Source organism: Micromonospora sp. NPDC049900, from assembly GCF_044461025.1.
Classification (GTDB): domain Bacteria; phylum Actinomycetota; class Actinomycetes; order Mycobacteriales; family Micromonosporaceae; genus Micromonospora.
Genome location: NZ_JBITKM010000019.1, coordinates 25,027 through 43,853 on the forward strand (window position 1 = coordinate 25,027; position 18,827 = coordinate 43,853).

Here is an 18,827-nt window from a genome sequence, read left to right on the forward strand (position 1 = left end):
CCGGTGGTCCGCCCTGGGTCTGCTCCGGTGGAGGTGCCGCCGAGGTGTCCGTACCCGGCGTTCCGGCGGCGGTGACCGGTGGCGCCGTGTCGCCGGTGCGGGGCTCGGGTCGGTCCGGTGCCGCCCCGACCGGGCCCGTCACAGCCCTTCCGCCCGGTCCTCGCCCAGCGCGGTGAGCCGGTCCCGCAGCCGGGACGCCTCGGCCGGACGCAGGCCCGGCACCCGGGCGTCGCTGGCCGCCGCAGCGGTGTGCAACTGCACGGTCGCCAGGTCGAACGCGCGTTCCAGCGGTCCGGCGCTGACGTCCACGAACTGCATCCGGGAGTACGGGACGATGGACAGGCGCCGCACCAGCAGCCCGTGCCGGACCAGGAGATCGTCCTCGCGTTCGGCGTAGCCCCAGGCGCGTACCGCGCGGACGATGGTCACCGCCCGCCAGGTCGCGAACAGCAGCACGACACCGAGCGCCACGCCGAACGGCCAGGTGCCGCCGAGCGCCCAGCCGATGCCGATGCCCGCCGAGAGGACGGCCACCACGGCGGACAGGCGCAGCAGCTCCACCCAGATCAGGTCGGACGAGATCGACTGCCACCGAACGGTGTCCGGCCAGGGCTCCAGCGGACCGGCCGACACCGGGGCGTCATCGCTCACCGTGCTGATCCTTCGTGCGCGACTGCGGGGCTCGCAAGCTCACTGGTCGCGCTCACGGTGCTGGCCTCGTTCGCGACTGCGGGGCTCGCAAGCTCACTGGTCGCGCTCACGGTGCTGGCCTCGTTCGCGACTGCGGGGCTCGCAAGCTCACTCCTCGCGCTCACGGTGCTGGCCTCGTTCGCGACTGCGGGGCTCGCAAGCTCACTCCTCGCGCTCACCATGAGAGTCCGTTGTTGGCGTTCACTCTTCGAGCGTAGGCGATCCCGGGAGCGGGGTGGCCTCGCGCAGGAAGCCGCGCGCGGTGAGGAAGTCGCCGAGCGAGGAGCGGTGCAGCTCACAGGCGAGCCAGGTCTTGCGCCGCTCCGGCGTGTGCAGGCGGGGGTTGTTCCAGCGCAGTGCCCACCCGGCGGGGGCGCGACACCCTCGGGCCGAACAGAGCAGAGCCTCGGCGGGAGTGTCGGAATCGTCCATCGCACCCAGTCTAGGGCGACGGGAGAGAGTGAGCGCCGGGCGGCCACGGGGGAAGCCGCCCGGCGACGGGAGAATGGTACACACGCCGGGGCGGCATCTGTCCACTGGCGATCGGCGATTCGCCTGGCGCGCGACGGCGTGGCGGAAATCGGTCGCTCCCACAGTCGGTACTCAGTCGGGCATGCGAGGCTTGGTGACGCACACGACGCTACGACCGAGCACGCTGTGGAGGACCGGTGGCCCAGCCGACCACGCCCGACGCTCCGACGCCGAACGGGGCAACGCCCTCGGCGGTCCCTCCGCCGACCACTCCGGCGCAGGACGCCACGCTGCTGGAGCGGGCGCTGTTCGAGATCAAGCGGGTGATCGTCGGGCAGGACCGGATGGTCGAACGGATGTTCGTGGCGCTGCTGGCCCGGGGGCACTGCCTGCTGGAAGGCGTACCCGGCGTGGCCAAGACGCTCGCGGTGGAGACGCTCGCCCGGGTGGTCGGCGGGTCGTTCGCCCGGGTGCAGTTCACCCCGGACCTGGTGCCGGCCGACATCATGGGTACCCGGATCTATCGGCAGTCCAGCGAGAAGTTCGACGTCGAGCTGGGGCCGGTGTTCGTCAACTTCCTGCTCGCCGACGAGATCAACCGGGCACCGGCCAAGGTGCAGTCGGCGCTGCTGGAGGTGATGAGCGAGCGTCAGGTCTCGATCGGCGGCGAGACGCACCGGGTGCCCAACCCGTTCCTGGTGATGGCGACGCAGAACCCGATCGAGCAGGAGGGCGTCTACCCGCTGCCGGAGGCGCAACGGGACCGGTTCCTGATGAAGATCGTGGTGGGCTATCCCACCGACGCTGAGGAGCGGGAGATCGTCTACCGGATGGGGGTGGCCCCGCCCGAACCCACCGCGGTCTTCGACACCGCCGACCTGATCGCCCTGCAACAGAAGGCGGACCAGGTCTTCGTACACAACGCGTTGGTCGACTACGCGGTCCGGCTGGTGCTGGCCACGCGTACACCGGCCGAGCACGGCATGCCCGACGTGGCGCAACTGATCCAGTACGGCGCCAGCCCACGCGCCTCGCTCGGGCTGGTCCGGGCGACCCGGGCGTTGGCGCTGCTGCGTGGCCGGGACTACGCCCTGCCGCAGGACGTGCAGGACATCGCGCCGGACATCCTGCGGCACCGGCTGGTGCTCAGCTACGACGCGCTCGCCGACGACGTGCCGGCCGACCACGTGGTGCACCGGGTGATGTCGACCATCCCGCTGCCGTCGGTGGCACCCCGGCAGCAGGCCACGCCACCGGGTGCGGTGGCCCCGACGTCGGGGTGGCCCGGGCAGCGGCCGTGACCCCGGGTACCCCTTCACCCCAGCAGCCACCGACCGTGGCGGACAATCGTTCCGGCGCGGTGCTGTCCCGGTTGCAGCTCGTGGTCACCCGGAAGCTGGACGGGCTGTTACAGGGCGACTACGCCGGTCTGCTGCCCGGTCCGGGCAGCGAGGCGGGGGAGTCGCGCGAGTACCGGCCCGGTGACGACGTCCGTCGGATGGACTGGCCGGTGACCGCGCGGACCACCACCGCGCACGTGCGGCGTACGGTGGCCGACCGGGAGCTGGAGACGTGGCTGGCGGTGGACCTCTCGGCCAGCCTGGACTTCGGCTCCGGCCGGTGGCTCAAGCGGGACGTGGCGATCGCGGCGGCGGCGGCGATCACGCACCTGACCGTGCGGGGCGGCAACCGGATCGGTGCGGTGGTGGGCAGCGGCGGTGAGCGCCCCGCCGCGCCACGGGGTCGACGGGCGGCGCCGGAGCCGAGCGGGCCGGGACGTCTGGTCCGGCTGCCCGCCCGATCCGGGCGCAAGGAGGCGCAGGGCATGCTGCGCGCGATCGCCGGTACCCCGGTCCAGCCGGGCCGGGGCGACCTCGGTGTGCTGATCGACATGCTCAACCGCCCGCCCCGGCGGCGTGGGGTCGCGGTGGTGGTCTCCGACTTCCTCGCCCCGCCGGCTCAGTGGGCCCGACCGCTACGCAAACTGCGGGTCCGCCACGACGTGCTGGCGATCGAGGTGGTCGACCCGCGTGAGCTGGAACTGCCGGACGTGGGGGTGCTGCCGGTGGTCGATCCGGAGACCGGGGAGCTGCACGAGGTGCAGACCGCGGACCCGAGCCTGCGGCACCGCTACGCGGCGGCGGCGGCTGCCCAGCGAGCCGAGATCTCCGCCGCGATGCGCGCGGCCGGCGCCGCGCACCTGAGACTTCGTACGGACCGAGACTGGCTGCTGGACATGGTGCGTTTCGTGGCCGCCCAGCGGCACGCCCGCACCCGGGGGACGACGCGATGATTCGACTGCTCCAACCGTGGTGGCTGCTGGCGGTGCTGCCGGTGCTGGCCCTGGCCGCGCTGTACGTGTGGCGGCAGTTCCGCCGCCGCGAGTACGCGATGCGGTTCGCCAACGTCGACCTGCTGCGGACCGTGGCGCCGAAGGGGTTGGGCTGGCGGCGGCACGTTCCGGCGACCGCGTTCCTGCTCGCCCTGCTGGTGCTCGCCGGTGCGCTGGCCCGTCCGGCGGTGGACACCCGGGAGCCGCTGGAACGGGCCACCATCATGCTGGCCATCGACGTGTCGCTGTCGATGCAGGCGGACGACGTGGCGCCCAGCCGGCTGGAGGCCGCGCAGGAGGCGGCCAAGCAGTTCGTCGGGGAGTTGCCCGAGACGTACAACGTCGGGTTGGTGTCGTTCGCCAAGTCGGCCAACGTGCTGGTGCCGCCGACGAAGGACCGGCCGGCGGTGACCAGCGCCATCGACGGGCTGGTGCTGGCCGAGGCGACCGCGACCGGTGAGGCGGTCTTCACCTGTCTGGAGGCGATCCGCTCGGTGCCGGCCGATGGTGCGGCGGGCATTCCGCCGGCCCGGATCGTGCTGCTCTCCGACGGCTTCCGGACGGCCGGTCGTTCGGTGGAGGAGGCGGCCGCGGCGGCGCAGGCGGCGAACGTGCCGGTCTCCACCATCGCCTTCGGCACCGACACCGGGCACGTGGACATCGGTGGGCAGTTGCAGCGGGTACCGGTGGACCGGATGGCGCTGGCCGAGCTGGCCGAGACGACCGAGGGCTACTTCTACGAGGCGGCCACGGTCAACGAGCTGAAGCAGGTGTACCAGGACATGGGCAGCTCGATCGGGTTCCGGACCGAAGCGCGGGAGATCACCCAGTGGTACGCGGGCATCGCCCTGCTGTTGGCGCTGTGCGCCGGGGCGTTCAGCCTGCTCTGGTCGTCCCGGATGCTCTGACCGGTGGGGCCGCCGTACTGGCGGATCATGAGGTCGGCGGGCGGGTCGGAGGTCGAACCGCCCGCCGACGTCACGAGCGGTGGGCCTGCGGTCGGGGGCGCGCCGTCAGTGGGTGGTGCTGGCCAGCACGAAGAGCACGGCCACCCAGACGGCGGCGAGGGTGAAGCCCAGCGGGGCGACGTAACGGCTCATGGAACGCTCCGGGTGGCGACGGCGGTCCGGGCGGGGTGGACCGCGTGAGGGTGGATCGAGGAGGCGCACACGAAGTCGTGACCGAACGGCTTCCGGTCGCACCCGCGCCCTCCGCCGCCCCGGCGGAGGGGCCGGGCGGTGGTGCTCAGGGCGGGTGCTGGGGAGCGGGGCCAGCTCAGGCGGAGCGGTGCTCAGCGTGACTGGCGGTCGGCCCGGCCACGACTGGGAGGATCGCTATCTCGCACAGCGATCACCTCCTGCGGTCGGGGTCCGGGCGGGCGGGCGCCGTCGGGCGGCCCGCAAACGCGATGATCGTACACCTGCGGTGGCGTGCGGGCCCACTCGGCCGAGCGGCCCCGCCGACGCGGCCGTTCATCGGCGGTGCCGGGCGGGGCGGGTTAGTGATTACCGTGCGGTAGCGCCTAGTCTCCAACCCGCAGCGATCTTCCGGAGAGGACCCACCGTGTCTCGAACTGTGCTGGTTACCGGCGGCAACCGCGGAATCGGTCTGGCCATCGCCCAGGCGTTCGCCAAGCAGGGCGACCGGGTGGCGATCACCCACCGGGGCAGTGGAGCGCCGGAGGGGCTGTTCGGTGTGCGGTGCGACATCACCGACGCCGAGTCGGTCGACGCCGCGTTCGGTGCGGTCGAGGCGGAGTTGGGGCCGGTGGAGGTGCTGGTGGCCAACGCCGGGATCACCGACGACACGCTGCTGCTGCGGATGTCCGAGGAGCAGTTCACCCGGGTGTTGGACACCAACCTGACCGGTGCGTACCGCTGCGCCAAGCGCGCCTCGGGGAAGATGCTGCGGGCCAAGTGGGGACGCATGATCTTCGTGTCCTCGGTGGTCGGTCTCTCCGGCGGGGCCGGTCAGGTCAACTACGCGGCCAGCAAGGCCGGCCTGGTCGGGGTGGCCCGCTCGATCACCCGGGAGTTGGGCACCCGGAACATCACCGCCAACGTCGTGGCGCCCGGCTTCATCGAGACCGACATGACCGCGGTGCTGACCGCGGAGCGCAAGGCGGAGATCCTCAAGTCGATCCCGGCCGGTCGGATGGCCGCGCCGGACGAGGTCGCCGCGGTGGTCACCTGGCTGGCTGGTGACGGTGCCGGGTACGTCTCCGGCGCGGTCATCCCGGTCGACGGCGGCCTCGGTATGGGCCACTGACCCTGAGCACGGAGGAATGAGCTTAATGTCCGGACTGCTGGCCGGTAAGCGGCTGCTCGTCACCGGCGTCATCACCGACGCCTCCATCGCCTTCTCGGTGGCGAAGCTCGCCCAGGAGAACGGCGCGCAGGTCGTGCTCACCGGGTACGGCCGGCTCTCGCTGGTGGAGCGGATCGCCAAGCGGCTGCCCGAGCCGGCACCCGTCATCGAGCTGGACGTGACCAACTCCGAGCACCTGGCCGGGCTGGCCGACAAGGTCCGGGAGCACGTGGACGGGCTCGACGGGGTGGTGCACTCGATCGGGTTCGCGCCGCAGAGCTGCCTCGGCGGCGGCTTCCTCGACGCCTCCTGGGAGGACGTGGCGACCGCGCTGCACATCTCCACGTACTCGTACAAGTCGCTCGCGACGGCGGCGCTGCCGCTGATGTCGCCGGGCGGCGCGGTGGTCGGCCTGACCTTCGACGCCACCCAGGCGTGGCCGGTCTACGACTGGATGGGCGTGGCCAAGGCCGGGTTGGAGTCCGCCTCCCGCTACCTCGCCATGCACCTGGGCAAGCAGGGCATCCGCAGCAACCTGGTCTCCGCCGGGCCGCTGCGCACCATGGCTGCCAAGTCGATCCCCGGCTTCGAGCAGTTCGAGGACGCCTGGTCCGAGCGGGCCCCGCTGGGCTGGAGTCTGACCGACCAGGAACCGGCCGCGCGCGCCTGCCTGGCGCTGCTGTCCGACTGGTTCCCGGCGACCACCGGCGAGATCGTGCACGTCGACGGCGGCTATCACGCCATCGGCGCCTAGTGATGTTAGGAAGGGTCCCCTGCTACCGCCTGCGGTATAGCAGGGGGCCCTTCCTAACGTCCGGGACCCGGGGGCGTTACCCCGGCGACCCGGGGGCGTTGCCGGGGCGCCGCCGGCCACCGGCAAGAATGGGTCCATGGTGTACGACGCGGTGGTCCTGCTCTCCTTCGGCGGCCCGGAGGGGCCGGACGACGTGCTGCCCTTCCTGCAGAACGTGACCCGGGGGCGGGGTGTGCCGTCGGAGCGGCTGGCCGAGGTGGCCGAGCACTACCAGCACTTCGGGGGAGTGTCCCCGATCAACCAGCAGTGCCGGGACCTGCTCGCCGCGATCCGCGCGGACTTCGCCGCCCACGATCTCGACCTGCCGGTCTACTGGGGCAACCGCAACTGGCACCCGATGCTCGCCGACACCGTGGCGCAGATGCGCGACGACGGCGTACGGCGGGCGCTGGCGTTCGTCACCAGCGCCTACGGCGGGTACTCCTCCTGCCGGCAGTACCAGGAGGACGTCACCGCCGCGCGGGCGGCGGTCGGTGCCGACGCGCCGGTGATCGAGAAGCTGCGCCAGTTCTGGGACCACCCCGGTTTCGTCGAGCCGCACGTGGACGCGGTCCGCGAGGCGCTGGCCGGGCTCGACCCGGCCCGGCGGGAGAGCACCCGGCTGGTCTTCACCGCCCACTCCGTGCCGATCTCGGCGGCTGACAGCGCCGGGCCGCACGGCGGCCGGTACACCGCCCAGCTCGCCGAGACGGCGCGGCTGGTGCACGCCGCCGCAGCCCCGGACCTGCCGTACGACCTGGTCTGGCAGAGCCGCTCCGGCCCGCCGCACGTGCCGTGGCTGGAGCCGGACGTCAACGACCACCTGACCAGCCTCGCCGAGCAGGGTGTGACCGGGGTGGTGGTCAGCCCGATCGGGTTCGTCTCCGACCACCTGGAGGTGGTGTGGGACCTGGACACCGAGGCGCTGGACACCGCCAAGCAACTCGGCCTGGACTTCGTCCGGGCCGCCACCCCCGGCGCCGACCCGCGCTACGTCGCCATGGTGCGGGAACTGGTGCGGGAGCGGACCGACCCCGACGGCGCACGGCTGCGTCGTCGCCTCGGCGAGCTGCCGATGTGGGACACCTGTCCCACCGTCTGCTGCGTCCCGCCGCGCCGTCCGTCCTGACCGCACCGACGGCCCGACACCCCAGGGATCACGATCATGCATGACCGCAAGCCCGTGCAGAGCTGGCTCACCGACATGGACGGCGTGCTGGTGCACGAGGGGCAGCCCGTGCCGGGCGCGCCGGAGTTCGTCAACCGGCTGCGTGCCTCCGGCAAGCCGTTCCTGGTGCTGACCAACAACTCGATCTACACCCCGCGCGATCTTCAGGCCCGGCTCGCCCGGATGGGACTGGACGTGCCGGAGCAGGCGATCTGGTCGTCGGCCCTGGCCACCGCCCAGTTCCTGGCCGACCAGCGGCCCGGCGGCACGGCGTACGTGATCGGGGAGGCCGGGCTGACCACCGCCCTGCACGCGGTGGGCTACGTGCTCAGCGACTTCGCGCCCGACTACGTGGTGCTGGGGGAGACCCGCACCTACAGCTTCGAGGCGATCACCAAGGCGATCCGGTTGATCGACGCCGGGGCGCGGTTCATCTGCACCAACCCGGACGCCACCGGCCCGTCGGTGGAGGGCGCGTTGCCGGCGGCCGGATCGGTGGCCGCGATGATCTCCAAGGCGACCGGGGTGGAGCCGTACTTCGTCGGCAAGCCGAACCCGATGATGATGCGCTCGGCGTTGAACACGATCGACGCGCACTCGGAGAGCACCGCCATGATCGGCGACCGGATGGACACCGACATCCTCTGCGGCCTGGAGGCCGGGCTGGAGACGATCCTGGTGCTGACCGGGATCAGCAGCCGCACCGAGGCGGAACGCTACCCGTACCGCCCGTCCCGGATCGTCGACTCGGTGGCCGACCTGATCGACGAGATCTGAGCCGGCGTGGGCGGTCTCAGGGCCGCAGCGGGGCGTTGCAGGCGGCGACCAGGGCCTGTCGGCAGGCCGTGGTGAGTGGCCGCAGCGCCGCGTCGCGCTGCTGGGCCTCGTGGTTGTTCACCGCGCCGCCCGGTGCCGCGTGCCCGGCCAGCGCGAGCACCCGGTCGAGTACGGCGGCGCGGGCGAACAGCCGACGGGAACGGGGGTCGAATCCGGGCGGCAGGTCGGTGGTGCCGTCGGGACGGCGCAGTGCCTCCAGGGCGCCGGCCAACTCGGGGCGCCACTGGGCCACGTCGAGCCGGGTGAGCGCGGCGGTGGTGTCGGCCAGTGCGGCGGCGAGTTCGGCCTCCGCCTCGGCGGCACCGGGCAGGGTGAGGGACGCCGCCGGGGCGTTCGGTGGGAGCGGGTAGACCCGCCAGAGCACGGTCTCGAAGGTGTCCCCGGAGCCGGAGGTGTGCACCCGTACCTCGGGGATCAGGCCGAGCGCTCCGGCGATCATCGCTTCGCCGGCGACCAGGGCGGCACCGGCGAAGTCGCCGGGGCCGGGCAGCCCGCGCGGGTCGCCGGGGGCTGGCAGCACCAGCCGGATCTCGTCCGGGGAGAGCTTGGCGAGCGTGGGCAGGGCGTCCCGCAGCGGCACGTCGGTCCAGGTGCCGGGCGCGTCGGCGACGAGGTGCTCCTCGTCACCGGCGACTTCGTCAGCGACCTCGTCGAAGGGGACGAGCCCGGCGCGCCATGCGCGCACCCAGGCAACGAACCGGCTCGACCGGCGCGGCGCGAGGATGGCCGCACCCGCAGCGGGGGTGGACATGCCGAAAGAGTACGTGCTGACGCCTACCCCTGTCTCGGCTGCCGCGCGCCCGCCTCCCCGGCGCGTCGATCATGCGACTCTGCCACGTGATTTGTTTGTTCATACGGCTTTTGCAACGCTGCGTACCGTCTCGGCCGGGCAAGGCGGCGGCGAGTCGGCGGCGGCGCGGGCGGGGCCGCCGGTTAGCGTGATCGGATGGGGCGGCGGTATGGCGACGACGTGTTGGCGGGGGACTGGCGGCGGCGGAAGGTGACCCCGGAGGTCGACGCCGAACCGGATCTGGTGGTCGAGGACGCCGACTCGGGCTTCTGCGGTGCGGTGGTCGGCTTCGACTCCGGGGCGGTCGTGCTGGAGGACCGGCACGGCAAGCGGCGCAACTTCCCGCTGCTGCCGGCCGCGTTCCTGCTCGACGGTCGCCCGGTGACGCTGCGTCGACCGGCCCGCGCCCCGGTGCCGGCCGCGCGTCGGCGTACCGCGTCCGGTTCGGTCGCGGTGGACGGGGTCCGCGCCCGGGTCGCCCGGGCCAGCCGGATCTGGGTCGAGGGCGTCCACGACGCCGCCCTGGTGGAGCGGATCTGGGGTGACGACCTGCGGATCGAGGGCGTGGTGGTCGAGCCGTTGGAGGGCGTCGACGCCCTCGACGACCGGGTACGGGAGTTCGGGCCCGGACCCGGCCGTCGGCTCGGTGTCCTCGTCGACCACCTGGTGCCCGGCTCGAAGGAGAGCCGGATCGTGGCCCGGGTGAACTCCCCGCACGTGCTGGTCACCGGGCATCCCTACGTCGACGTGTGGCAGGCGGTGAAGCCGTCCGCGCTGGGCATCGCGGCGTGGCCGGTGGTGCCGCCGGGACGTCCCTGGAAGGAGGGCGTCTGCGCCACTCTCGGGGTGGTTGAGCCGGCCGACATGTGGCGGCACATCCTGTCCCGGGTGAACACCTTCGCCGAGGTGGAGACGCCGCTGATCAACGCCATGGAACGCCTGATCGACTTCGTCACCGAGCCTGCCTGAGTGATCGCGGTCGGGGCGGGGGTCACGGGGCGTCGTCGGGGGTGCGGGTGAACAGGAACGTGGCGATGTCCAGGGTGACCGGGCGGCCGGCGGGGTCGCGGTGGACCCGGAGGACCTCGCCGACCTCCGCGCCGCTGTGCCCGCGCCAGCGGTCCGGGCCGTCCGGGCGGTAGCGGCTGACCCGGTCGCCGCGCAGGGTGCCCACCAGGTCGCCGGTGGCGTGGTCCCAGGTGACGTCGAGTGCGGTGCCCATCCACCACCAGCGGCCGGTCAGCGCCGCCACGTCGGCCGGGGGCGGGGCGTCGGCGGGTCGCCACGGCCGGACCGGTGTCGGCTCGGCGTCGAGCACCCGGTCGAGCACCTGAAGGCCGAGCGGGCTGATGCCGCCGGTGCGGAAGCCGTACGAGTTGGCGAAGCCGACCAGACCGGTACGGCTGGACCGGTGCACCAGCAGCACGGCGACGTGGCCGGGCATCGAGCCGCCGTGTCCGACGTAGACGCGGTCGCCCTGGCGGGTGAGTTGGATGCCCAGCCCGTAGCCGCCGCGCCAGGAGTCGAGATCGGTGAGGAACACCGGGGCGCACATCTCGTCGAGGGTGTCCCGGGCCAGGACGGCGGGATCGGGGTCGGCGAGGAACGCGGCCCATCGCGTCAGGTCGGCCACGGTCGACCAGAGCTGTCCGGCGGGGGCCATCGCCCCGGTGTCGGTACGCGGCTCCTCGCGCAGCGTGTCGTGCCACGGGTGCACCACGTACCCGGGGGCGTACGGCGTGGTGGCGGCGTAGGTGGTGCGGTGCATGCCCAGCGGCGCCAGGATCCGTTCCCGCACCAACTGCGCCCAGCCGGTGCCGGTGATCCGTTGCAGCGCGCCGCCGAGCAGACCGAACGCCAGGTTCGAGTAGTGGTGGGTGCGGTACGCGGGCAGCGCGATCTTGGGAGTGCCGAAGTCGGCCAGCAGGGTGTGCAGGTCGACGCCCTCGCTCCGCTCCCACCAGGGGCCGTCCGGTTCGCGTTGCAGCCCGCCCGCGTGCCCGAGCAACTGGCGCAGGGTGATCGACCCGGCGGCCTCGGCCTCGGGCAGGTGCCGTCGCAGCGGATCGTCGAGCGCCAGCCGTCCGGCGTCGCGCTCCTGCATGATCAGCACGGCGGTCATGGTCTTGGTGATCGAGCCGATGCGGTACTGCAGGTCGGCGTCCGGTCGGGGATGTCCACCGGCGGCGGCCAGGTGTGCCAGTGTGCCGTCGCGCACCACGCCGACCACGAGTGAGGGCACGTGGCCGGCGGACTGCGCGTCGGCCACCAGGGCGTCGATGTGCCGTACTGTTTCCGGACGCAGGGACACGAAGGCTCCTTCGACGGCGGTAGTCGGGCGTCTCCGATCATGACAGTTCGATGACACGTGCATTGTCATGTCACGATCGTTACGTGGATGCCGTGCTGTGGATCGTGCTGGGTGTGGTACTAGCGGTCGCTGAGATCTTCACGGCGACCCTGTTCTTGATCATGTTTTCGGTCGGTGCCTTCGCCGCCGCGGGCGCCGCCGCGCTCGGGGCGCCGGTGGCGATACAGGCGGTCGTGTTCGCCGCCGTGTCGGCGGTGACCTTGCTCGCGGCGAGGCCGGTGATCCAGCGGCACAGACAGACCGCGTTGGAGACCGGCGAGACCGCCTTCGGGGTGGAGGCGATCGAGGGGTCGTCGGCCCTGGTTCTGGAGCAGGTCGACGCTGGCGCGGGCATGGTGAAGATCGACGGCGAGGTGTGGAGCGCGCGGGCGTACGACGCCACACAGGTTTTGGCACCCGGTGAACGGGTGCAGGTCATTCAGGTCAAGGGAGCGGTAGCCCTGGTCTGGCGGGACGTTTCGACGCCCGGTGAGCTACCCGAAGTGGAGAGGTGAACGGATGGAACTTGTCGTACCCGTCCTGTTGATAGCGGTCGCCCTGATCTCGGTGATCACCCTGGCGAAGTCGGTGCGGATCGTGCCGCAGCAGCGTCAGGACGTGGTCGAGCGGCTCGGTCGGTACAAGCGGACGCTCAACCCCGGGCTGAACATCCTGGTGCCCTTCGTCGACGCGGTGCGCACGAAGGTGGACATGCGCGAGCAGGTGGTCAGCTTCCCACCGCAGCCCGTGATCACCTCGGACAACCTCGTCGTCTCGATCGACACCGTGCTCTACTTCAAGGTCGTCGACTCGGTCCGAGCCACCTACGAGATCTCCAACTTCCTCCAGGCGATCGAGCAGCTCACCGTCACCACGCTGCGGAACGTGATCGGTTCGCTCGACCTGGAGCGCGCGCTGACCAGCCGTGAGGAGATCAACCGGCACCTCTCCGGGGTGCTGGACGAGACCACCGGCCGGTGGGGCATCAAGGTGACCCGGGTGGAGATCAAGGCGATCGAGCCGCCGCCGAGCATCCGCGACTCGATGGAGAAGCAGATGCGCGCCGAGCGGGACCGCCGGGCCGCGATCCTGAACGCCGAGGGTCACAAGCAGTCGCAGATCCTCTCGGCCGAGGGTGAGAAGCAGGCCGCGGTGCTGCGCGCCGACGGTGACCGGCAGGCCCGCATCCTGCAGGCCGAGGGTCAGGCCAAGGCGGTCCGTACCGTGTTCGACGCCATCCACCAGGCCAACCCGAGCCAGAAGGTGCTGGCCTACCAGTACCTCCAGGCCCTGCCGCAGATCGCCAACGGCACGGCCAACAAGGTGTGGATCGTGCCGGCCGAGCTGACCAAGGCCCTGGAGGGCATGGGGGGCGCGCTCGGCGGCTTGAACCAGATGGTCGGCGACGCGCCGACCCGCCAGGCGTCCGAGGACGCCAGCGCGGTGGAGCGGGAGGCGGCCGAGGCCGCGCAGGCCGCCGCCAAGGCGGCCCAGGAGATCCACAACGAGGTACGCGTCGCCGAGGCGCAGGCCACCGGCGGTGGCAAGGAGCCGCAGGGTCTGCCCGCACCCGAGCCGGTCTCGCCGGGAAGTCTGCTCAACGACCCGGCCGACCAGCGCCAGCGGGGCTGATCCGAGGTCGGGTCGGGCCGGGGTGATCCGGTCCGGCCCGGCGTCCGGACAAATGCGAAAAACGCTCATGAGGCGCCCCGGTGCCTGCCACCATCGGTCCTAGGCGGGTGGTGACCAGGCATCGGGGCGCCTCGGCGTGTCCCGGCACCGCTCGTGGGATGAGCGAGGTGACCGATGGATCCGCTGAAACGGCTGTGGTCCCCGCCGGAGGTGCCCGGGGCACACGACCCCGCCGGGCCGCTCGGCACCCGACGTACCGGTGGAGGCTTCGGCGTCCTGCCCTTCGTGGACGATCCGGGACCACCCGGCGTGGCGACCAACGCGAGTTGGGCCTGGTCGCTGCGCCGCCTCGCCCGCGCCGCGGTCTGGCTGCTGCCCGCGTACGCGATCCTCTACGGCGCGGTGGCCATGGCCAGCGACGGCGGGGTGGGCAACGACCCGTATCCGGCCGACGGCCGCGCGGTGTACCTGATCGGCTGGGTCGCCGCGATCTGGCTCGGGCTGCTGGCCCTGCTCGGCCTGGCCGGTCTGCTCGCCGCCACCCGCAGTCGCCGCAGCGCGGTCGCCGGGCTGCTGGTCAGCATCGCCGGCACGGTGCTGATGCTGCCCTTCGCCGGGTTCGCCGAGGACACCCCGGTCTTCGGGGCCACCGCCCGGTCGCTGGTGCTGGTCGGCGCGACCTTCTACAGCGTGGGTTGGCTGCTCACCGGGTGGGCGGTGGCCCGGTCAGGGATGTTCAGCATGGGCGACGGCACCATGCTGATGATCGCCAGTCCGCTGCTCGGCCTCGGTGGGGCGCTGATCGGCTCGTTGCAGACCTTCGGGGCGATCTTCGTGTTGATCGCCGGCATCGGCATCGCCTACCGGTCCGGTCGACTGCTGCCCCGGGAGATCCTGCGCGACGCCACCAGCGCCAGCGTCGCGACGGCGGGTCCGCCGGCTCTGGGGCCGACAGGGCCCGGCGGGCCCGGCCCGCTGGGTACGGCGTGACGCCCGCCGGATGTATGGCCGGATGTAAGGAGGGGACCCCTGCTATGCACGAGGCGTTAGTACGGCGCCCTTCCTTGCGCCGGTCGTCTGCGGCGGGCGTCCTGTATGTCCTGGTCTATCCTCGCCACCGTCGCTGGCCAGCGCAAAGACCTCTGGCATCTGGCCGTGAATTGGCTGACAACTGGCCCGATTCGGTAGTCGGATCGCGGCATTCGCGGCAATCCTGGTGACCATGGCCACCCCTACGCCACTGTCGCGACTGCTCACCGTCCTGCTGGCCGGCGGGCTCGTCGGCCTCGTCGTGGCGGGGCTCATGCTGCCGGTGAACCTGGTCGCCGGACTCGGCGTGAAGGCGGCGCTGGGCAGTTACGCCGACCTGCCGGACGTGCTGCGTACCCCGGCCACCCCGCAGCGCTCCTACCTCTACGCCAACGACGGCAAGACGCTGATCACCACGTTCTACGACGTCAACCGGACGGACGTGACGCTGGACGAGATCGCGCCGGTGATGCGGCAGGCGATCGTGGCCGCCGAGGACCGGCGCTTCTACGAGCACAGCGGGGTGGACCTGCGCGGCATGGCACGCGCCCTGGTCACCAACGTCACCGAGGGCGGCACCGAGCAGGGTGGCTCGACGCTGACCATGCAGTACGTGCGCAACGTGCTCAAGACCGACTCGACCCGCACCAGCGAGGAACAGGCCGCGGCCACCGAGCAGACCGTCGGGCGCAAGCTCCAGGAGATCCGGTACGCCAACGCGCTGGAACAGCGCCTCGGCAAGGACGAGATCCTCACCCGCTATCTCAACATCGCGTACTTCGGTTCCGGGGCGTACGGGATCGCCGCCGCCAGTGAGCGCTACTTCTCCAAGGTGCCGGCGGATCTGACCCTCGACGAGGCGGCGCTGCTGGCCGGTCTGGTGCAGGCACCCGAGGCGTACAGCCCGATCGACGGTGACGCCGACGCGGCGCTGGCCCGTCGGGGGTACGTGCTTGACTCCATGGTCGCGACCGGCGCGATCACCGCGGACCAGGCGGCCGAGGCCAAGGCCGAGGAGTTGGACCTGGACCCCAGCGAGCAGGCCAACGGCTGCGCGGCCACCGCCGGGGGGCGGGACGGGTGGGGCTTCTTCTGCGACTACCTGCGCCGGTGGTGGATGGAGCAGCCGCAGTTCGGCGACACTCCCACCGAGCGCGAGCAGGCGTTGCGCCGGGGCGGCTACTCGGTGGTCACCTCGCTCGACCCGGAGGTCCAGGCCACCGCGCAGGAGCAGGCCATCAGCGTGTACGGGTACGGCAACCCGCGTGCTCTGCCGATCGCGGCGGTCGAGCCCGGCACCGGCCGGGTGCTCGCCATGGCGGTCAACCGCCACTACAGCCTCGCGGACAACCCGGACGGGCAGGCCAACTACCCGAACACGGTGAACCCGCTGATCTCCGGTGGGCCCGGCGTGACCGGTTACCAGGCCGGCTCGACGTTCAAACTGTTCACCATGCTCGCCGCGCTGGAGTCCGGCCGGACGCTGTCCACCGGGTACGACGCGCCGAGTCGGCTGCCCACCCGGTATCCGGCCGAGGGGGACAGCAGTTGCGACGGCCGGTGGTGCCCGGCCAACGCCAACCCGGCCTGGATGGACGGGTACCGGATGATGTGGGACGGCTTCGGTCGCTCCGTGAACACGTACTTCGTCTGGTTGGCCGAGCAGGTCGGGCCGGCCAAGGTGGTGGAGATGGCGCAGCGCCTGGGCATCACGTTCCGGGCCGAGGCGGACGCGACCTTCGCCACCCAGCGTGCCGACGACTGGGGCGCGTTCACCCTCGGGGTGTCCGCCACCACCCCGCTCGACGTGGCCAACGCGTACGCGACGGTGGCAGCGGAGGGAACGTACTGCGCGCCCCTGCCGGTGGTGTCGGCGACCGGCCCGGACGGTGCGCGGCTTCCGGTCGGTGACCCCTCCTGCCGGGAGGTGCTCGACGCCGACGTGGCCCGGGCCGCCACCGACGCGGCCCGCTGCCCGGTGGGTCAGCAGTCCGCGTTCGGGCAGTGCAACGGCGGTACCGCCACGGCGGTGAGCGGGATTCTGGCGGGGCGCCCGGTGGCCGGCAAGACCGGCAGCTCCGACGGCGCCGCCACGGAGAGCTTCGTCGCGTACACCCCGCAGGTCGCGGTGGCCGGCATCGCGGCGAACCCGGACGACCCGAACGACTCGGTCGGTGCCACCGTGCAGTCCCGGGTGATCGCCGGGGTGGCCCGGATCATCGCCACCGCGGTCGAGGGGGAGCCCGAGCAGTCGTTCACCGCGCCCAGCCGGGAGTTGGTGGGTACGCCGCGACGGCCGGTCGAGCGGGACCCGGTCGTGGATCGCCGAACCAGCGAGAACCCGCTGTCCGACCTGCGCCGCTGGTTCCAGGGCCGAGGCTGACGACGGCTGTAAGGAAGACGGCTGTAAGGAAGGGTCCCCTGCTATGCACCAGGCGATAGCAGGGGACCCTTCCTTACAGCCGACCGCGTGCAGCGTCAGCGGCGCGGGCGGTACGTGCTGACGACGCTGGGCAGGCCGCGACGGATGATGCCCGCCCAGTCGGTGTCGCCGCGCAGCACCGCCGCCGCGGTCTTGCGGGCCTGCTCGGTGGTGAAGTGCGGCGGCATCATCAGCTCGGCCGGGTCCACCAGCGCGTTGATCACCGTCGGGCGGTCGGCGCGCAGCGCCCGGTCCCAGGCCTGCGGCACCTGGTCGGGGTGGTCGACGAGTTCGCCGCGCAACCCCAGCACCTCGCCCCACTGGTGGTAGGCGATGTCGGGCAGTTGCTGACTGTCCGGGAACATCGGCGTGCCCTCGGTGGAGCGCTGCTCCCAGCTCACGAACGCCAGGTCGCGGTTGTTGAGCACCAGCACCACGAAGCGCGGATCGGCCCAGCCGCGCCAGTACTTGGCCACGGTGATCAGTTCGTTGACGCCGTTCATCTGCATCGCGCCGTCGCCGATCAGTGCGACCAGCGGGCGGTCCGGGTGGGCGAACTTCGCCGCCAGGGCGTACGGCATCGCGCCGCCCATGGACAGCAGGGTGCCGGAGAGGCTGGCCAGCATGCCGGGCCGGACCTGGACGTGCCGGGCGTACCAGGCGGTGGCGGTGCCGCAGTCGACGGCGAGCATCGCGTCGTCGGGCAGCCGTTCGCTGAGGCTGGCGAAGAGCATCTGCGGGTTGACCGGGTCGGCCTGCTGGGCGGCCAGTTCCCGCTGGGCCTGCCGCCAGGCGGCGGTGGCGCCGGCGATGGTCTGCCGCCAGCGGGTCGGTCCGGGCCCCGGGCCGAGTTCGCGCAGCAGGGCGCGCAGGGTGGGCGCGGCGTCGCCGGTCAGGTTCACCTCGGTGGGGTAGCGCAGGCCGAGTTGGGTGCCGTCACGGTCGATCTGTACGGCCCGGGCCTGCCCGGGTGCCGGATAGAACTCCGAGTACGGCATGTTGCTGCCGACGATGAGCAGTCGGTCGCACTCCTTCATGAGCTGCCAGCTCGGGCGGGTGCCGAGCAGGCCGATGGCCCCGGTGACCCAGGGTTCCCGGTGGTCCACCGCGGTGAACCCGAGCAGCGCGGTAGCCACCCCGGCACCGAGCCGGTGGGCGATCTCGCGTACCTCGTTCTCGGCGCCGAGGGCGCCCTGCCCGACCAGCATGGCCACCCGCTCGCCGCCGGCCAGCACCTCGGCGGCGTGCCGGACGTCGGCCTCCGGCGGCACGGTCGGGCCGCTGCTCGGCACGCTGCTGGTGTGGTAGTAGCCGTGCGCGTGCGGCGGGTTCGGCACGGCGGCGAGATCCTGCACGTCGAGCGGCAGGACCAGCGCGGTGACGGTACGCCGGGCCAGCGCGGTCCGGCAGGCCCGGTCGACCAGGTGCCGTACCTGGGACGGGTGGTCGAGCTGGGCGAGGAAGGCCGCCGCGACGTCCTTGTAGAGCGCGAGCAGGTCCACTTCCTGGTAGTAGCCGCCGCCCTCGGCGGTGGTGGCGGTGTGCCCGACCAGCGCCACCACCGGCTGGTGGTCCAGCTTGGCGTCGTAGAGGCCGTTGAGGGCGTGGATGGCACCCGGACCGCTGGTGACCAGCACGCAGCCGATCGACCCGCCACCGTACTTGACGTGGGCGGACGCGGCGAAGCCGGCGGTCTCCTCATGGCGTACCTGGACGAACTGCGCCTGCTCGCTCGTGCGTTGCAGGGCGGAGGTCATGCCGTTGATGCCGTCACCGGGGAAACCGAAGTACCGCCGTACGCCCCAGCAGGCGAGCCGCTGCACGATGTGATCGGCGACGGTGGCGTCCCGGGGCAGTGGCCACGGGTCCGCCGGTACGAGGGTGTGGTCTGCGCTCACCTGGTCCGCCTCTCCGGTCGGGCTCACCCCCGCGAAGGGTGGGCCCGGCATTCCCCGGCTTCCCAGGACAAAACCATGCATTCTTCGGGTACGCCGTCGAGGCGCCCG

At 72.2% G+C, this 18,827-nt stretch carries 18 protein-coding genes; 12 read left to right on the forward strand and 6 right to left on the reverse strand.

The features are described from left to right. Window positions 1-138: 138 nt before the first annotated feature. Together ACIBMZ_RS27220 and ACIBMZ_RS27225 are read right to left on the reverse strand one after the other, a co-directional pair. The gene (locus ACIBMZ_RS27220; protein WP_396698585.1) at window positions 139-651 is read right to left on the reverse strand and encodes a PH domain-containing protein; all 513 of its coding nucleotides are present in this window, start codon (window positions 649-651) and stop codon (window positions 139-141) included. A gap of 240 nt (window positions 652-891) precedes the next feature. Next, entirely contained in the window at window positions 892-1,122 is a 231-nt protein-coding gene (locus ACIBMZ_RS27225) for a hypothetical protein (RefSeq protein WP_396698587.1), read from the reverse strand. A 236-nt stretch (window positions 1,123-1,358) separates the two neighbouring features. Here ACIBMZ_RS27225 and ACIBMZ_RS27230 point away from each other — a divergent pair, with 236 nt between their 5' ends. From ACIBMZ_RS27230 to ACIBMZ_RS27240, 3 genes are read left to right on the forward strand one after another with little or no spacing between them, the layout of a single operon-like run. Further along, window positions 1,359-2,462: an AAA family ATPase gene (locus ACIBMZ_RS27230; RefSeq protein WP_396698589.1), complete on the forward strand. Its 1,104-nt coding sequence runs from the start codon at window positions 1,359-1,361 to the stop codon at window positions 2,460-2,462. Continuing rightward, window positions 2,441-3,454, forward strand: a complete 1,014-nt coding sequence (locus ACIBMZ_RS27235) for a DUF58 domain-containing protein (RefSeq protein WP_396698591.1) — start codon at window positions 2,441-2,443, stop codon at window positions 3,452-3,454. The genes ACIBMZ_RS27230 and ACIBMZ_RS27235 overlap by 22 nt, the downstream gene beginning before the upstream one ends. Then, window positions 3,451-4,401, forward strand: a complete 951-nt coding sequence (locus ACIBMZ_RS27240; RefSeq protein ID WP_396698593.1) for a VWA domain-containing protein — start codon at window positions 3,451-3,453, stop codon at window positions 4,399-4,401. Before ACIBMZ_RS27235 ends, ACIBMZ_RS27240 begins: the two co-directional genes overlap by 4 nt. Before the next feature lie 105 nt (window positions 4,402-4,506). Here ACIBMZ_RS27240 and ACIBMZ_RS27245 read toward each other — a convergent pair whose 3' ends face one another. Then, window positions 4,507-4,662: a hypothetical protein gene (locus tag ACIBMZ_RS27245; protein ID WP_396698596.1), complete on the reverse strand. Its 156-nt coding sequence runs from the start codon at window positions 4,660-4,662 to the stop codon at window positions 4,507-4,509. Window positions 4,663-5,056: 394 nt separating this feature from the next. Here ACIBMZ_RS27245 and fabG point away from each other — a divergent pair, with 394 nt between their 5' ends. The 4 genes from fabG to ACIBMZ_RS27265 all read left to right on the forward strand — a co-directional run bounded on the left by fabG (window position 5,057) and on the right by ACIBMZ_RS27265 (window position 8,538). Further along, window positions 5,057-5,761, forward strand: coding sequence for a 3-oxoacyl-ACP reductase FabG (fabG, locus tag ACIBMZ_RS27250; RefSeq protein ID WP_396698598.1), 705 nt, complete (start codon window positions 5,057-5,059; stop codon window positions 5,759-5,761). Between the two features lie 25 nt (window positions 5,762-5,786). Then, window positions 5,787-6,554 carry an enoyl-ACP reductase FabI gene (gene fabI, locus ACIBMZ_RS27255; protein WP_396698600.1) on the forward strand — a complete coding sequence of 256 codons (768 nt, stop codon included), beginning with the start codon at window positions 5,787-5,789 and terminating at the stop codon, window positions 6,552-6,554. A 136-nt stretch (window positions 6,555-6,690) separates the two neighbouring features. Further along, entirely contained in the window at window positions 6,691-7,722 is a 1,032-nt protein-coding gene (locus ACIBMZ_RS27260) for a ferrochelatase (RefSeq protein WP_396698602.1), read from the forward strand. A gap of 36 nt (window positions 7,723-7,758) precedes the next feature. Then, window positions 7,759-8,538, forward strand: coding sequence for an HAD-IIA family hydrolase (locus ACIBMZ_RS27265; protein WP_396698604.1), 780 nt, complete (start codon window positions 7,759-7,761; stop codon window positions 8,536-8,538). A 16-nt stretch (window positions 8,539-8,554) separates the two neighbouring features. Here ACIBMZ_RS27265 and ACIBMZ_RS27270 read toward each other — a convergent pair whose 3' ends face one another. Beyond that, window positions 8,555-9,349 (reverse strand): hypothetical protein, encoded by a 795-nt coding sequence (locus tag ACIBMZ_RS27270; RefSeq protein WP_396698606.1) that lies wholly within the window; start codon window positions 9,347-9,349, stop codon window positions 8,555-8,557. Window positions 9,350-9,544: 195 nt separating this feature from the next. On the opposite strand from ACIBMZ_RS27270, the gene ACIBMZ_RS27275 reads away from it, so the two are divergent. Next, window positions 9,545-10,357: a DUF3097 domain-containing protein gene (locus ACIBMZ_RS27275; RefSeq protein ID WP_396698608.1), complete on the forward strand. Its 813-nt coding sequence runs from the start codon at window positions 9,545-9,547 to the stop codon at window positions 10,355-10,357. Window positions 10,358-10,379: 22 nt separating this feature from the next. On the opposite strand, the gene ACIBMZ_RS27280 is transcribed toward ACIBMZ_RS27275, so the two are convergent. Further along, complete coding sequence (locus ACIBMZ_RS27280; RefSeq protein WP_396698610.1) at window positions 10,380-11,699, reverse strand: serine hydrolase domain-containing protein; 1,320 nt, start codon at window positions 11,697-11,699, stop codon at window positions 10,380-10,382. An 83-nt stretch (window positions 11,700-11,782) separates the two neighbouring features. Between ACIBMZ_RS27280 and ACIBMZ_RS27285 the strand changes: the two genes are divergently transcribed. The 4 genes from ACIBMZ_RS27285 to ACIBMZ_RS27300 all read left to right on the forward strand — a co-directional run bounded on the left by ACIBMZ_RS27285 (window position 11,783) and on the right by ACIBMZ_RS27300 (window position 16,782). Then, window positions 11,783-12,253: an NfeD family protein gene (locus ACIBMZ_RS27285; RefSeq protein WP_396698612.1), complete on the forward strand. Its 471-nt coding sequence runs from the start codon at window positions 11,783-11,785 to the stop codon at window positions 12,251-12,253. A 4-nt stretch (window positions 12,254-12,257) separates the two neighbouring features. Further along, window positions 12,258-13,370 carry an SPFH domain-containing protein gene (locus tag ACIBMZ_RS27290; protein WP_396698614.1) on the forward strand — a complete coding sequence of 371 codons (1,113 nt, stop codon included), beginning with the start codon at window positions 12,258-12,260 and terminating at the stop codon, window positions 13,368-13,370. A gap of 174 nt (window positions 13,371-13,544) precedes the next feature. Next, entirely contained in the window at window positions 13,545-14,360 is an 816-nt protein-coding gene (locus ACIBMZ_RS27295; protein WP_396698616.1) for a hypothetical protein, read from the forward strand. A gap of 232 nt (window positions 14,361-14,592) precedes the next feature. Further along, on the forward strand, window positions 14,593-16,782 hold the full coding sequence (locus ACIBMZ_RS27300) for a transglycosylase domain-containing protein (protein ID WP_396698618.1): 2,190 nt from the start codon (window positions 14,593-14,595) through the stop codon (window positions 16,780-16,782). Between the two features lie 95 nt (window positions 16,783-16,877). Here ACIBMZ_RS27300 and ACIBMZ_RS27305 read toward each other — a convergent pair whose 3' ends face one another. Next, complete coding sequence (locus ACIBMZ_RS27305; RefSeq protein ID WP_396698620.1) at window positions 16,878-18,719, reverse strand: thiamine pyrophosphate-requiring protein; 1,842 nt, start codon at window positions 18,717-18,719, stop codon at window positions 16,878-16,880. Window positions 18,720-18,827 lie beyond the last annotated feature (108 nt).